Below are 14844 nucleotides of genomic sequence, written 5' to 3' on the forward strand. Positions count from 1 at the left end.
TTGACCTTAGTTTCCCGTCACCGCTTCGACCTCGATATTGGTCGTGTCGAGCTTGGGGCGGTTCGCATCGAGCGAGTCGCCGGTGACGAGGTAGTGGATGGTCTCGGCGATATTGGTGGTGTGGTCGCCGATGCGCTCGATGTTCTTGGCGCAGAACAGGAGATGCGTGCAGAAGGTGATGTTGCGCGGATCCTCCATCATATAGGTCAGGAGTTCGCGGAACAGCGAGGTGTAGAGCGCGTCGATCTCGTCGTCGCGCTTCCAGACCTCGAGCGCCTTCTGCTCGTTGGTCGCGGCATAGGCGTCGAGCACGTCCTTGAGCTGGGCCTGCACGAGGCGGCTGATATGCTCGAGGCCGACGACCGCGCGATGCGGCGGCTGGAACTGCCCGGCGATCGCGACGGCGCGCTTGGCGATGTTCTTGGCGAGATCGCCGACCCGCTCGATATCGGAGGCGAGGCGGATCGCCGAGATCAGCTCGCGCAGGTCCTGCGCCAGCGGCTGGCGCCGGGCGATGGTGAGCACGGCCTTCTCCTCGACCTCGCGCTGGAGATTGTCGAGGCGCTGGTCGGCCGAGATGATCTTCTGGGCGAGCGCGGTATCGCGGCGAACGAGCGCCACCGTGGAATCGCCCAGCATGCGCTCGGCCATGCCGCCCATTTCGGCGAGGCTGCGGCGGATGCCTTCAAGGTCGGTGTCGTAGGAGCGGACGATGTGGTCGGTCATAGGGGTGTCCTCCTCGTCGCCGCTTAGCCGAAACGGCCGGTGACGTAGTCCTGGGTCTGCTTCTTGGCGGGGTTCATGAAGATCGTGTTGGTCGGCGCGAACTCTATGACCTCGCCGAGATACATGAAGGCCGTGTACTGCGAGATGCGCGCGGCCTGCTGCATGTTATGCGTGACGATGGCGATGGTGAAATCGCTCTTGAGCTGCTCCAGCAGGTCCTCGATCTTGCCGGTCGAGATCGGGTCGAGCGCCGAGGTCGGCTCGTCGAACAGGATCACTTCCGGCTTCTGCGCGATGGTGCGCGCGATGCACAGGCGCTGCTGCTGGCCGCCGGAGAGGCCCATGCCGGAGCTCTTCAGCTTGTCCTTGACCTCGTCCCAGAGCGCGGCGCGGCGCAGGGCGCCCTCGACGCGATCGTCGAGCTCCGACTTCGGCGGCTTCTCGTAGAGGCGGATGCCGAAGGCGACGTTGTCGTAGATCGACATCGGGAAGGGCGTCGGCTTCTGGAAGACCATGCCGACGCGCGAGCGCAACTCGTTCACGTCGACGTCGTTCGAGATGATGTTGCGGCCGTCGAGCATGATCTGCCCTTCCGCGCGCTGCTCCGGATAGAGCGAGTAGATGCGATTGAAGATGCGCAGCAGGGTCGACTTGCCGCAGCCCGACGGGCCGATCAGCGCCGTGACATGCCGGTCACGGAAATCGAGATTGATGTTCTTCAGCGCCTTGTGCTCGCCGTAGTAGAAATCGAGGTGCTTCACCGCGATCCGGACGGGCGCCTCGGCATCGAGCGACTGGGGGGAGAGTTCAAGGGTCGAAAGCATCGACTTAGGTCCTCAAGGTCGGTCGCGACCGGGTTGGTTTCAGGCTCACTTGCTGCCGGCGACGATACGCCGGGCAACGATCGAGAGCACGAGGATCGAGACGGTGATGATGAGCGAGCCGGCCCAGGCGAGCTGCTGCCAGTTCTCGTAAGGGGCGGAGGCGAACTGGTAGATCGTCACCGGCAGGTTGGAGACGCCGCCGACCAGCGTCGGCGAGAACCAGAAATTGTTGTTGAGCGCGGTGAAGAGCAGCGGCGCGGTCTCGCCGGCGATGCGGGCGAGCGCCAGCAGGATACCGGTGACCATGCCGGCCTTGGCCGCGCGCCAGGTCACCGAGGTGATGACGACGGAGGGCGGCGCGCCGAGCGCGGCGCCAGCCTCACGCAGCGGGCCGGGCACGAGGTTCAGCATGTCCTCGGTGGTGCGCACGATCACCGGGATCGCGATGATGCCGAGCGCGACACCGCCGGCCCAGCCGGAATAGCCGCGGAACGGCTCGACCAGGATGACGTAGACGAACAGGCCGATCAGGATCGACGGCGCCGAGAGCAGGATGTCGTTGATGAAGCGGATGAGGTTGGCGAGCTTCGAGCTGCGACCGTATTCGGCGAGCCAGGTCCCGGCGAGCACGCCGATCGGCGTGGCGATGGCGATGCCGAGGAAGGTCAGCACGAAGGAGCCGACGATGGCGTTGGCGAGGCCGCCCCCTTCGCTGCCGGGGCCGGGCGTGACCGCCGTGAAGGTCGCGACCGAGAGGCCGCCGATGCCCTTCACCACGAGCATGCCGAGGATCCAGAACAGCACGAAGATGGCGGTGAAGGTGAAGCCGGTGGCGATGATTTTCATCATCCGGTCGGCCGTGCGGCGGGTTTGGCGCACGCGGCCCCAGGGCTGATGCGGCAATTCGCGAGGCGTGGTCGTCATGGTCATGGAGATGAGCCTCAGTAGCGCTTGACGCGGGCGACCAGCAGCCGCGCGATGACGAGGACGACGAAGGTGACGAAGAACAGGATGCAGCCGAGCGCGATCAGCGCGTTGAGCTGCAGGCCCATCGCCTCGTTGAACTCGTTGGCGATGCGTGAGGCGATGGTCGAGCCGGGATCGAGGATCGAGGCCGAGAGCCGGTTGGCGTTGCCGACGACGAAGGTCACGGCCATCGTCTCGCCGAGCGCGCGGCCGAGCCCCAGCATGATCGCGCCGATGATCGAGACGCCAGCCTGCGGCACCAGCACATGGCGCACGACCTCCCAGGTCGTCGCGCCGATGCCATAGGCGCTCTCGCGCAGCACCGACGGGATCTGCTCCAGCATGTCGCGGGTGATCGAGGCGATGAAGGGCACGATCATGAAGGCGAGGATGATGCCGGCGGTGAAGATGCCGAGGCCCGAGGGCGAGCGCGAGTAAAGCACCGTGCCGACGATCGGCATGCCCTCGACGATGTTCGAGAGCGGGATCTGCACATAGGCCGCGAAGAGCGGCACGAAGACGAACAGGCCCCACATGCCGTAGATGATCGAGGGCACGGCGGCGAGCAGCTCGATCGCGGTCGAGACAGGCCTTTTGAACCAGGCCGGCGCGAGCTGCGTCAGGTAGACCGCGATGCCGAGCGAGAGCGGCACCCCGATCACCAGCGCGATCAGCGCCGTCGAGAGCGTGCCGACGATCGCCGGCCAGGCGCCGTACTGCTCGTTCTGCGTGTCCCAGACGCTGGAGGTCAGGAAGCCGAGGCCGAATTCGCGGAAGGCCGGCCAGCCGCCGATGATCATCGAGATCATGATGCCGGCGAGCAGCACCAGCACCAGCAGGGCCGCGCCGAAGCTGGCATTGCGGAAGAACAGGTCGAACCCGGCCTTCGGCGTTTTCCGCACGATCGGCGTCGCGCCGGGAATGCTCGTCATGTCGGTTGCTGCGGTCATCCGCGGAGGCTCCGGTGGCGTTGCCGGGATCGTCGGGAGACCCGCCCGATCCCAGCCCTCATCCTGAAGAGCATCCCGAGGGGGCTCCTCAGGATGAGGGCTTGAAGAGTGCGGCGAGGCGGGTCGAAACCCGCCTCGCCTGTTCGATCGCAGCGATCAGAAGATCGGCTTGCCGGCCGGATCGGTCACGCCCTTCCAGGCATTGCGGACCTGATCCTTCACGGTCGCCGGCAGGGCGACGTAGTCGAGCTCGCTGGCGAGCTTGTCGCCGGACTTGTAGGCCCAGTCGAAGAACTTCAGCGCGGCCTGCGTCTCTTCCGGCTTCTCCGGCTTGGCATAGACCAGGATGAAGGTCGCCGAGGTGATCGGCCAGGCATCCGCGCCCTTCTGGTTGTTCAGCGAGATGCCGAAGCCCGGCTGCTCGTTCCAGTTGGCGTTGGCGGCCGCGGCCTGGAAGGCCTTCTCTTCCGGCGCCGGGAAGTTGCCGTCGGCATTCTTCACCAGGGCGTGGGAGAGCTTGTTCTGCTTGGCATAGGCATACTCGACATAGCCGATCGAGTTGGCGACCTGCTTGACCGAGGCCGAAACGCCCTCGTTGCCCTTGCCGCCGATGCCGACCGGCCACTGGACCGACTGGTTGGCGCCGATCTTCGACTTCCAGTCAGCCGAGACCTTGGCGAGATAGTCGGTGAACACGAAGGTCGTGCCCGAGCCGTCCGAACGGTAGACCGGGTTGATGTTCGCGTCCGGCAGGGTGACGCCCGGGTTCAGCGCAACGATCTTGGCATCGTTCCACTTCTTGATGTCGCCCAGATAGATCTGGGCGATGAGTTCGCCCGAGAGCTTGAGCTTGCCCGGCTCGACGCCGGCGATGTTCACGGCCGGCACGACGCCGCCCATCACGGTCGGGAACTGGATCAGGCCGTCCTTGGTCAGGTCCTCGCCCTTGAGCGGGGCGTCGGTGGCGCCGAAGGCGACGGTCTTGGCCTTGATCTGGCGGATGCCGCCACCCGAGCCGATCGACTGGTAGTTCAGGCCGGTGCCGGTCTCCTTCTTGTAGGCCTCGGCCCACTTCGAATAGATCGGGAAGGGGAAGGTCGCGCCGGCGCCGGTGATGTCGGCAGCCTGGGCGGAACCGGCGATCCCGGCGGCAACGGCCGCGAGAACGAGAATCTTGCGCATGTGAGATGTCCTCATCTGGTCGCTATATGCAGCGGCCCTGTCAGAACACCCTCTGTATGACAGCCAAATGACAATCCGTCATGAAAGCTGTCATAGATGCCCGCATGCACCGTCTAGCCGTGGGCTCGCCCGGCCTCGAAACGTGGCAGGATCGCCTTGAAGGTCGCGCCCTCGCCCGGCTTGCTCTCGATCGTCAGGCGCCCGCGATGGCGCAGCACGATATGCTTCACGATGGCGAGACCCAGGCCCGTGCCGCCGGCTTCGCGGCTCGCGGCGGTATCGACCCGATAGAAACGCTCCGTCAGGCGCGGCAGATGCTCCGGCGCGATGCCCGGCCCGTCGTCGCGCACGCTGAAGCTGGCCTCGCCCTCGCCGGTCTCGACGGTGATCGCGACCTCGCCGCCGGGCTTGCCGTATTTGATCGCGTTCTCGACGAGGTTCTCCATCAGGCGCAGCAATTCGTCGCGGTCGCCCGGCACCTGCAAGGCCTCGCGCGGCGTCTTCAGCGCCAATGTGACATCGCGCTCCCTGGCCATCAGCGTCAGCGAGTCCACGATCTCGCGGGCGATGCCGGCAAGGTCGACCGGAGTATCCGGCGCGACATGGGCGCGTTGCTCGATCCGCGACAGCGAGAGCAGGTCGTCGACGAGCCGCGCCATGCGCAGGCCCTGCTCGCGCATGATGCCGAGAAAGCGCTCGCGCGCCCGCTCGTCGTTGCGCGCCGGCCCTTGCAGGGTTTCGACGAAGCCGAGCAGCGAGGCCAGTGGCGTGCGCAGTTCATGGCTGGCATTGGCGACGAAATCGACGCGCATGCGCTCGATCACGCGCTGCTCGCTCAGGTCCTGGAAGGTCAGCAGCGTCGCATGGCGCAGGCCGCTGTCTTTCAGCGCGGCGATATGGATGCGGAAGGTGCGCTCGACCGGCACACGCTCGACGAGCTCGACGGTCTTGCGCCCGCCTTCGACCGCGACCTGCTCGATCGCATCGTTGAGATCGGGGTCGCGCAGCACCAGCGCGAGAAGCTTCCCGACGGCAACGCCCGGGATCAGCGCCTGCATGGCCGGGCTCAGCGCCTGCGCCACGCCCTGCCCGTCGAGCAGAACGGCCGGCGCGCCGGACGCCTCGATCACGTCCCGCACCAGCGCGGCATTGGAAGCGGATAGGTCGACCATGGAAAGCCCGGAGACAGACGGCGGATGCCGACGGGGCCTCTTCCTGAGCGGAAGCGCGGCGGGCGTCAATTCCCTTCCGCGGCCTAGCCGGCTAGGCTGCTGCCGAAGCGGAGATATCATGATGGCCAAGAAGTTCTCAGGCTCGGACGTCAAGGAACCCATCGTCGTGCCGTCGGATGATCACGCCCGGCCGGCCAAGGCCCGCACCAAATCCCGCAAGGTGAAAGGCTTCGACATCGAGGCCGACAGCCTGCCGGAAGCCATCGTCGACGCCGCCTACCACAGTGGTAACTACCCCTACGGCAAGCGGATGAAGCGCAAGCGCTACGACCGCGAGATGGAGCCGCTGCAGATCGAACTGCAGAAGCTGATGCGCTGGGCCGCCAAGCATGGCGAGCGCATCGTCATCGTCTTCGAGGGGCGCGATGGCGCCGGCAAGGGCGGCACCATTGCCCGCTTCACCCAGCATCTCAATCCGCGCCAGGCCCGCATCGTCGCCCTGTCGAAACCCTCCGATACCGAGAGGGGTCAATGGTATTTCCAGCGCTATGCCGCGCAGATGCCGACAGCCGGCGAAATCGTGTTCTTCGACCGCTCCTGGTACAATCGTGCCGGCGTCGAGCGCGTCATGGGCTTCTGCAAGCCGGAGGAAACCGAGCATTTCCTTGACGAGGCGCCCGCCTTCGAGGGCATGCTCGCCCGCGACGGCGTCCGCCTGATCAAGCTCTTCCTGACGATCGGGCGCGAGATGCAGATGACGCGCCTGCACGCCCGCTGGCACGACCCGCTCAAGCGCTGGAAGCTCTCGCCGATCGATTTCGAGTCGATCCCGCGCTTCGACGACTATTCCCGCGCCTTCGACGAGATGCTCTCGCGCACCTCGACCGAGGCCGCGCCCTGGCATGTCGTGCGCAGCAACGACAAGCTTCGCGCCCGGCTCAACGCCATCCGCCACGTCCTGCGCCTGGTGCCCTACAAGGACAAGGACGAGGCGGCGATCGGCACGCTGGACGAGGAGATCGTCATTCCCGTGAGCCGCTACCTCGACAATGGCGGCGAGCCGGAGGGGCGGTAAACGAGGAACGCCCCCGCGCCAACAGTACCCGAGCGAACACTCTCAGCGCCCCATGATCAATTGCGGCAGCCAGGTCGTCAGCGGCGGCCAGAGCGTGATCGCGATCAGCACGGCGACAAGCGGCGCAAGCCAGGGCAGAATCGCTCGCGACATCGCCTCGAAGGAGATGTTCGCGACCTTCGACGTCACGAACAGCACCACCCCGACCGGCGGTGTGATCGTGCCGATCATCAGGTTGAGCACGAAGATCAGCCCGAACTGGATCGGATCGATGCCGAACTGCGCCGCCGCCGGCGTCAGGATCGGGATCAGGATCAGCATCGCCGCCAGCGCCTCCATGAAGCAGCCGACAAAGAGCAGCAGGAGGTTGACGATCAGCAGGTAGACGATCGGGCTGCCGGCGAATTCGACGAGAGCCGGCCCGACCACTTGCGGAATGCGCGAGATCGACAGGCACCAGCCGAGCGCCGCCGCCGCCATCACCAGCGCCAGCACGACGCCGGTGGTCTCGACCGTCTGGACCACGAGCTCCGGCAGGCTCTTCAGCGTGAAGCTGCGATAGACGAAGAGGCCTAGCACCAGCGCATAGGCGGTCGCGACCGCCGCCGCCTCGGTCGGCGTGAAGATGCCGCCCATCATGCCGCCGAACAGGATGACCGGCGTCATCAGCGCCCAATGTGCCTCCTTGTAGGCGACCCAGAGCTGGCGCGCGCCCGGAAACGGATGGCGCGGCAGGTCGCGCTTCCGGGCAATGTAGACGACCATCGCCATCAGCGCGCCGGCCATCAGGAGGCCCGGAATGATGCCGGCGATGAACAGCCCGCCGATCGAGACGTCGGCGGTGACGCCATAGATCACCATCGGCAGCGAAGGCGGGATGATCGGCCCGATCGTCGCGGAGGCAGCCGTGATCGCGGCGGCCGTCTCGGCATCGTAGCCCTCGTCCTGCATCGCCTTGATCTCGAGCGTGCCGACGCCGCCGGCATCGGCGACAGCCGAGCCTGACATGCCCGCGAAGATCACGCTGGCGAGGATATTGGCGTGGCAGAGCCCGCCGCGCATGAAGCCGACGCAGGCCGTGGCGAAACCGAAGATTCGGTCGGTGATCCCCGCCGAGTTCATGATGTTGCCCATCAGGATGAACAGCGGCGCCGCCAGCAGCGGGAAGGAATTGGCGGATTGCGCGATCTTCTGCGGCACGATGCCGAGCGGGAAGCCACCGAGGAAGGCGAAGGCGATGGCCGCCAGCCCCATCGAGACGAAGAGCGGCACGCCGATCATCAGCGCCAGAAACCAGACCGGCAGGATCTGCAGCATCAGCGTGGTCATAGCGCCTGCGCTCCCGGCTCCGCGACCGCGACCTTGCGCCCGGCGAGCACGTCGCCGACCTCCGCCAGCGCCTGCAGGATCAGCGCCAGCGCCGCGAAGGGCATGACGATGTAGAGCGCGGCGGATGAGATCGGCAGCGCGATCGATTCCACGTCCCAGGTCCGCTCGATCAGCGCCCAGGAATAGCGCAGCAGGACCCCGGCGAAGATGATCACCGCAACTTGCGTCGCGATCTCCAAGGCCGCTTGCGCCGGACGGGGCAGCTTCTCGGCGAAGACCATGATGCGGATATGCGAACGCCGCCGCCCCGCGATGATCCAGCCGACGAAGCCGGTCCAGACCAGCAGGTACTGCGCCAGTTCGTCCGACCAGGCGAGCGGCTGGTTGATCTGGCGGAAGAATACGCCAAGCACCACCACAGTAAGCAGCGAGAGCAGCAGCACGACAGCGGCCCAATACACCAGCCGGTCCGCCAATGCGGCGAGGGATTTCACGGAGACCATCGGCTTCCTTGATTCACATGGCCAGGCCGCCGTCATTCCGGCCGCGGCGAAGCTGAGAGCCGGAATGACGCGTTGAGAGCCTAAGCGAGCAACGCCCTAAAGCGCGGCGAGCGCATCCCAGGTGCCCTTGCCCCATTTGCTCTCGAACTGCTTCGGCAGGCTCGCCAGCACGGGCTTGGAGAAGCTCTCCAGATCAGGCTCGGTCACGGTCATGCCGGCCGCCTTCAGCGTCGCGACGAGGCTGCCCTCCTGGCTCGCCAGTTCCGCGTCCTGCCAGGCGACACCATCCGCAATCGCGGCTTCCACCACGCTGCGGTCGGCGTCTTTCAGCCCCTTCCAGAAATCGCTGTTCACGATGACGAGCCGCGGCGTGATGATGTGTCCGGTCAGGATCAGGTGCTTCTGCACCTCCTGCAGCTTGGCGCTGTGGATCGTTGGTAGCGGGTTCTCCTGCCCATCGACCGCCCCCTGGCTCAGCGCGAGGTAGAGTTCGTTGAAATTGACCGGCGTCGCCTTGGCGCCCCAGGCCTCGACCATGGCGCGGAAGGTATCGACCGGCGGCACGCGCAGCTTGAGCCCCGCGACATCCGCCGCGCTCTTCACCGCCTTGGAGCCGGTCGTGAGATGGCGCTTGCCGTAATAAGTCACGGCGGCCATGCGCATGCCGCGCTTCTTCTCGAGCTCGGCATTCATCTGCGTGAAGACCGGCGCCTTGGCCACCTTCGCCATATGGGCAGCGTCGCGCCAGAGATAGGGCGCTTCCACCACCGAAAGCTGCGGCAGGAAGGAGCCGAGCGCCGCGGCGCCGTCCGTCGTCATGGTCAGCGCGCCGGAAGCGACCGATTCCATCATGTCCTTGCCGGAGCCGAGCTGGCCGGCGGGGAAGGACTGGATGTCGACGCGGCCGGAGGTCTTCTCCTTCACCTGCTTGGCGATGCGCTCGACCATCTGCACCTGCGGATGCGTTGCCGGCAGCATCTCGCCCCAGCGCAGCACGATCGCCTGCGCCCTTGCGATCGCCGGCATGAACACGGCCGCGCCGGCCGCGGTGGAACCCTGGAGAAAGCTGCGTTTCGTCAGTTTCGTCATCGTCGTTTCCCTCCCGTGCGGCCGGTTTTCCGGCTCGTCGTCATGATGCGTTGCGTCTTGCGTCGTCGTCCCCGGTCGTCAGTACTGCATCGCCCGCGCACGGGCGTTGCCGATATGGATGCTCATTTCGTCCGCGGCGCGTTCCGGGTCGCGGCTCTCGATCGCGGCGATGATCTTGAGATGGTCCTGCATCACCGGCACCAGGATGTGGTTCTGGATGCGTGTCTCGTATTGACGGATCAGCCGGATCTTCAGCCAGGTCACACGGAAAGCCTGGCTGACGATGTCGTTGTCGAGATGGTCGATGATCGCCTCATGCATCAGGCGATCGACATCCTCGGCATCCTCGATCAGGCGTTCGTCGCCGCCGGCCTCGGCCCGCGCGATGATCACCTCATGCCGGGCGCGCTGCTCGGCGATCTCATCGTCCGCCGCGTTCTGCGTGTAGAGCGCCGTCGCCTCCTTCTCGAGGAAGAGCCGGAACTGGAAGGCATTGCGGATCAGGTTGAGGTCGACATGGGCGACCTGCATGCCGCGCTGCGGCACGGTCTTGATCAGCCCCTCCGCCTCCAGTCGCGGCACGAGCTCGCGGATGGCGCCGAGCGGAAAGCCCGTCATCGCGACGAGCTCGCGCTGGGTCACGAACTGGCCGGGCTTGATCTCGCGCGCCAGCAATCGCTCGGTGAAGGAGGCATAGGCGCGCTCCCTCAGCTTCAGCGGTTCGCCCTCGCGCGGTTCCGGCTCCGACTCGGTCACGATCCCTCCTTTGGCTCCTTCTCAGGCGGCCTTGGCCTGCCTGATCGAATCGAAGGCGGCGAAGAGCCGCTTGCGGGTCGCAGCGTCCAGCGCCTCCAGCGGCGGGCGCATCGCGCCATAGCCGTCGTCGCCATGGATATGGCCGACCAACGCCTTCACCGCCGCCAGCACCGGATGCGAGCAGATCTCGTCGACCAGCGCGTTCACCACCGGGCTGTCCTTGCCCTCGTAGACCATCGGCCGCAGCAGGCCGGGCACCAGATTGGCAAGGCCGCAGATCGTGCCCTGCGCGCCGTTGCGCACCGCCTTGGCAAGCTGGCGCTCGTCGCCGACGAGGATGGCGAGCTCGCCATGCGCCTTCAGCAGCGCTTCGGTATTGGCGTAGCTGCCCGAGGAATCCTTCACGCCGATGACGAGGCCCGGGAACGCGGTCTTGAGCCGCTGCACGAGGCCGACGCTGATATCGACCGCCGTCACCGACGGGATGTGATAGAGCACGACATTGCGGGCGGAGGCGCCGAGTTTCTCGAAGAACTGCGAGAACCAGACATAGAGCCCCTCGTCGCTGACGCCCTTGAAGTAGAAGGGCGGCGCGACCAGCAATCCCTTCGCCCCGGCATCGAGCGCGAGCTGTGCCTGCTCCACCGCTTCATGCATCGAGGCCGCGGCGATGCCGGCATAGATCTGCCTGGCCGGGTCGATCCCCGCTCCGATCAGTGCCCCCATCATCGCGGTCCTCGCCGGAAGCCCCAGCGCCGCGCCCTCGCCCGTCGTGCCGAACAGCGTGACGGAATCGCAGCCCTCGGCCAGCACATGGCGCGCGTGATGGACGAGGCGCGGCAGGTCGATGCTCCCGCCATCCCGCATCGGGGTGGTGATCGCGCAGGAGAGGCCGAAGCGGGTCTTGTCGGAGGCCATGGGGTGAGCTTTCAGGGCTGAACGTTGACTGACATGTTAGTATGAAGGCAGAGCCGCCCGCAAGCGGTTCCGGAAGCATGTGCTAGCCGTCCTTGAGGCCTCCGGCGGAGAGGCCGGCGACGATCTGGCGCTGGGCGATGACGGTGACGAGGAGCACAGGCAGCGTCACCAGCAGCGCCGCGGCGGCCAGCGGTCCCCACGAGATCTGCTCGAAGGTCAGCGAGTTGTAGACGGCCGAGGGCAGCGTCCGGCTGGCCTTGCCGCCAAGCACCACCGAGAAGATGAAATTGTTCCAGGAGAAGATGAAGGCGAGGATGCCGCCGACCACGATGCCGGGCTTGGCCAACGGCAGCGCGACATGGCGGAAAGCCTGCCAGGTAGTGGCGCCGTCGATGCGCGAGGCATCCTCCAGCTCCATCGGCACGTTCTCGAAATACCCGATCATGATCCAGACGATGATCGGGATGGTGATGACGAGATGGGTGATGACCAGCGCCGTAATGGAGCCCACCAATCCTGTGATCTGGAACAACAGGAAGAGCGGGATCAGGTAGGAGAGCGCCGGCGTCATCCGCGCGACCAGGATCAGCACCGCGAATTTATGCGCCTTACCGCGCGCGATGCCGTAGCCGGCGGGCACGCCGACCAGGAGCCCGAGCAGCACCGCCCCGCCCGTGACCAGGATCGAGTTCCAGAGATAAAGCCCGAAATTGTTCTGCGCGAAGACGTCGACATAGTTCTTCAGCGTCGGCGGGTTCGGGATGAAGACCGGCGGGAAGGCGGTATTGTCGAGCTCGTTCTTGAGCGACAGCGAGATCATCCAGAGGAAGACCAGCACGGCCGGCGAGACCAGCACGAAGACCGAGGCCCAGAAGCCGAACTTTTTGAGCGTGCGGTTCATCACGCGTTCCACTTCGACTTCTGCCGCGCATAGAGCAGCAGCAGCGAAAGCATGATGATGATGACGAAGAAGATCACCACCACGGCCGAGGCATAGCCGATCTTGTAGAACTGGAAGGCCTGCAGATAGAGGAAGATGTTCAGCGTCTCGGACGCCGTGCCCGGCCCGCCCTGCGTGATCACAAAGATCGTGTCGAAGGCCTTCAGCGCATCGATGGTGCGGATCACGATCGCCACCATGATGAAGGGCCAGACCAGCGGCAGCGTGATGTGCCGGAACATGTGCCAGTCATTGGCGCCGTCGATCAGCGCGGATTCGTAAGGTTCCCGCGGCAACCCGGCCAATCCGCCGAGCACGATCAGCATGACCAGCGGCGTCCAGTGCCAGACCTCGACCAGAACCAGGGTCGGGATCACCGTGGACGGTTCGTAGACCCAGCCCGAGGGCCCGATGCCGACGAGCGAGAGCAGATAGTTCAGCACGCCGAGCTGCGGGTGGAACATCATCGTCCAGACCAGCGCGACCGCGACCGGCGTCGCCATCATCGGCATGACGAAGATCGTGCGCAGCAGGCCTCGGAACGGGAACTCGCGATGGAAGACCAGCGCCGCCGCCGTGCCGAACACGATCGGCAGCACCACCGCCAGCACCGTGAAATAGGCCGTATGCCCCATCGATTCGATGAAGCGCTGATCCTTCATCAGCTCGGCGAAATTGCCGAGGCCGACGAATTCCACCCCGCCGCCGATCTTCCAGTCCTGCCCGGACATGTAGAGCGTGAACAGCCAGGGGAAGACGATCACCGCCCCGATGACCAGCACCGCCGGCAGCGAGAACAGCCAGTAGCGCGGCGTGAAATCCGCCGAAGCAGCCGCCGCGTTCGCTTGTGTCGTACTCGACATGCTGGCTGGCAGGGACGTGCTGGTCATGTGGTCTGGAACCGTCATGCTCGGGCCTGACCCGAGCATCTCTTCGAGGGTGCTTTGGCTACGTCATGGCCGGGTCAAGCCCGGCCATGACGCTTGTTGTTTTCAGCCCTGCTCGCTCTTGGCGAGCACCGGCGCGAAGGTCTCCGTCGCCTTCTTCAGCTCGGCCGCGACATCCGCCCCGCCGATCGCATTGGTCAGCGCCACCCCGAATACGTCGCGGAACTCGGTCACCGGCACGATCTGCGGCAGGCCGGCCCGCGCGACCTTGGCCGAGGCCAGCAGGCAGTCGAAATACTGCTTGCCGAACTTCGACTGCGCGATCGTCTCGGTGTCGAGATAGGCCGAGGACCGGCCCGGCGCGCCCGCGCCAGCCTTGAGCATGGCGATCTGGTTCTTCTTGTTTGTCATGAACTGCAGGTAGAGCCAGGCCGCCTCCTTCTTGGAGGAGCCGCGCGAGATGCCCATGCCGTCGGCGAACATGCCGGCATGGTGCGCCTTCGGCCCCGGCGGCGTCACGCCATAGCCGACCTTGCCGACGATGCGCGACTTGGTCGGGTCCTCCAGCGGCGTGGCGAAGCCGATGCCGTCGAGCCACATCGCGGCGCGGCCCTGCATGAAGGTGGTCTGGCACTCGTTCCAGTTGAAGCCGACCTGCCCGACCGGCCCGGTCTCCTTGTTGAGCTTGCGATAGAGATCGGCCGCCCAGATCGCCTCCGGCGTATCGGTCTGCAGCTTGCCGTCCGAGGAGGTCGTCTCCATGCCCTGCCCGAGCATCAGCGAGGTCCAGACCGGAACGTTCGCGTTCTTCAGGCCGCGCGAGACGAAGCCCGCGACGCCCTTGGCGGGATCGTGCAGCTTCTGCGCGACGGTGAACATCTCGTCCATCGTCTTGGGATAGGCCACGCCCTTCGCGTCGAAGAGCTCCTTGTTGTAGTAGACCATCCAGTAATCGACGAAGAACGGGATCGTATCGAGCGACCCGTCGGCCTGCCGCGCATAGGCGACCGGGCCGGCGCCGAAATCGGCGAAGTCGAAATCCGGCGCGGTCAGCGACGGGTTCTTGATGAAGGGCTCGAGGTTCTCGAACCACTTGCCCTTGGCCGCCATGCGCTTCTGCACATGCAGCGAGATGCCGCTGACGTCGAAGCTCGGCTTGCCCGAGGCGAACTCGATCACCGCCTTCTGGCGCTGCTGCTGCTCCGGCACCTGCTCGGCCGAGACCTTGATGCCGGTGAGTTCGGTGAACTCCTTCTCCGCCGCCTGCATCAGGTCGGAGCGCGGGTTCTTCACCAGCAGCACGTCGATCGACTGGCCGGAGAATTTCTTCCAGTCGAACGCCCCTTGCGCCTGCGCCTTGCGCAGCACGAAGGGCGAGGCGATCGCGGCAGCGCCACCGGCCAGCAGGACACGGCGGGTCGGCTTGAGAATGCTATCGGTCATCGGCGTCCTCCCCAAGACTTGAACACGGCCCGTTTCGGGCCTTTGATGGCGCGCGGAACATAAGGCGACGACCGCCTCCCGCAT

At 65.8% G+C, this 14844-nt stretch carries 15 protein-coding genes; 1 reads left to right on the top strand and 14 read right to left on the bottom strand.

What is annotated here, in order from left to right:
- Nucleotides 1–6: 6 nt before the first annotated feature.
- The 6 genes from phoU to AC3WMA_RS09265 form a co-directional block, all read right to left on the bottom strand.
- Nucleotides 7–726, bottom strand: coding sequence for a phosphate signaling complex protein PhoU (phoU, locus tag AC3WMA_RS09240; RefSeq protein WP_492285091.1), 720 nt, complete (start codon nucleotides 724–726; stop codon nucleotides 7–9).
- Nucleotides 727–749: 23 nt separating this feature from the next.
- The gene (gene pstB / locus AC3WMA_RS09245) at nucleotides 750–1550 is read right to left on the bottom strand and encodes a phosphate ABC transporter ATP-binding protein PstB (protein ID WP_492285092.1); all 801 of its coding nucleotides are present in this window, start codon (nucleotides 1548–1550) and stop codon (nucleotides 750–752) included.
- Nucleotides 1551–1595: 45 nt separating this feature from the next.
- A complete protein-coding gene (gene pstA, locus AC3WMA_RS09250; protein ID WP_492285093.1) occupies nucleotides 1596–2480 on the bottom strand; it encodes a phosphate ABC transporter permease PstA in 885 nt (294 codons plus the stop codon).
- An 11-nt stretch (nucleotides 2481–2491) separates the two neighbouring features.
- Nucleotides 2492–3466 (bottom strand): phosphate ABC transporter permease subunit PstC, encoded by a 975-nt coding sequence (gene pstC, locus AC3WMA_RS09255; protein ID WP_492285094.1) that lies wholly within the window; start codon nucleotides 3464–3466, stop codon nucleotides 2492–2494.
- A gap of 156 nt (nucleotides 3467–3622) precedes the next feature.
- The gene (gene pstS / locus AC3WMA_RS09260; RefSeq protein WP_492285095.1) at nucleotides 3623–4648 is read right to left on the bottom strand and encodes a phosphate ABC transporter substrate-binding protein PstS; all 1026 of its coding nucleotides are present in this window, start codon (nucleotides 4646–4648) and stop codon (nucleotides 3623–3625) included.
- A gap of 113 nt (nucleotides 4649–4761) precedes the next feature.
- Complete coding sequence (locus tag AC3WMA_RS09265; protein ID WP_492285096.1) at nucleotides 4762–5820, bottom strand: ATP-binding protein; 1059 nt, start codon at nucleotides 5818–5820, stop codon at nucleotides 4762–4764.
- A gap of 166 nt (nucleotides 5821–5986) precedes the next feature.
- Between AC3WMA_RS09265 and ppk2 the strand changes: the two genes are divergently transcribed.
- Nucleotides 5987–6895 carry a polyphosphate kinase 2 gene (gene ppk2 / locus AC3WMA_RS09270; RefSeq protein WP_492286078.1) on the top strand — a complete coding sequence of 303 codons (909 nt, stop codon included), beginning with the start codon at nucleotides 5987–5989 and terminating at the stop codon, nucleotides 6893–6895.
- Nucleotides 6896–6937: 42 nt separating this feature from the next.
- Here ppk2 and AC3WMA_RS09275 read toward each other — a convergent pair whose 3' ends face one another.
- From AC3WMA_RS09275 to AC3WMA_RS09310, 8 genes are all read right to left on the bottom strand, one after another.
- Nucleotides 6938–8224 (bottom strand): TRAP transporter large permease, encoded by a 1287-nt coding sequence (locus AC3WMA_RS09275; protein WP_492285097.1) that lies wholly within the window; start codon nucleotides 8222–8224, stop codon nucleotides 6938–6940.
- Entirely contained in the window at nucleotides 8221–8718 is a 498-nt protein-coding gene (locus AC3WMA_RS09280; protein WP_492285098.1) for a TRAP transporter small permease, read from the bottom strand. Before AC3WMA_RS09280 ends, AC3WMA_RS09275 begins: the two co-directional genes overlap by 4 nt.
- Before the next feature lie 105 nt (nucleotides 8719–8823).
- Entirely contained in the window at nucleotides 8824–9816 is a 993-nt protein-coding gene (locus AC3WMA_RS09285; protein ID WP_492285099.1) for a sialic acid TRAP transporter substrate-binding protein SiaP, read from the bottom strand.
- A 78-nt stretch (nucleotides 9817–9894) separates the two neighbouring features.
- Nucleotides 9895–10572 carry a GntR family transcriptional regulator gene (locus AC3WMA_RS09290; RefSeq protein ID WP_492285100.1) on the bottom strand — a complete coding sequence of 226 codons (678 nt, stop codon included), beginning with the start codon at nucleotides 10570–10572 and terminating at the stop codon, nucleotides 9895–9897.
- Nucleotides 10573–10593: 21 nt separating this feature from the next.
- Nucleotides 10594–11490, bottom strand: a complete 897-nt coding sequence (locus AC3WMA_RS09295; protein ID WP_492285101.1) for a dihydrodipicolinate synthase family protein — start codon at nucleotides 11488–11490, stop codon at nucleotides 10594–10596.
- Between the two features lie 82 nt (nucleotides 11491–11572).
- Nucleotides 11573–12391 carry a carbohydrate ABC transporter permease gene (locus AC3WMA_RS09300; RefSeq protein WP_492285102.1) on the bottom strand — a complete coding sequence of 273 codons (819 nt, stop codon included), beginning with the start codon at nucleotides 12389–12391 and terminating at the stop codon, nucleotides 11573–11575.
- Nucleotides 12391–13320 carry a carbohydrate ABC transporter permease gene (locus AC3WMA_RS09305; protein WP_492285103.1) on the bottom strand — a complete coding sequence of 310 codons (930 nt, stop codon included), beginning with the start codon at nucleotides 13318–13320 and terminating at the stop codon, nucleotides 12391–12393. Before AC3WMA_RS09305 ends, AC3WMA_RS09300 begins: the two co-directional genes overlap by 1 nt.
- A gap of 102 nt (nucleotides 13321–13422) precedes the next feature.
- Nucleotides 13423–14760, bottom strand: coding sequence for an ABC transporter substrate-binding protein (locus AC3WMA_RS09310; RefSeq protein ID WP_492285104.1), 1338 nt, complete (start codon nucleotides 14758–14760; stop codon nucleotides 13423–13425).
- Nucleotides 14761–14844 lie beyond the last annotated feature (84 nt).

It is taken from the genome of Allobosea sp. FW305-C-101, from assembly GCF_058783685.1.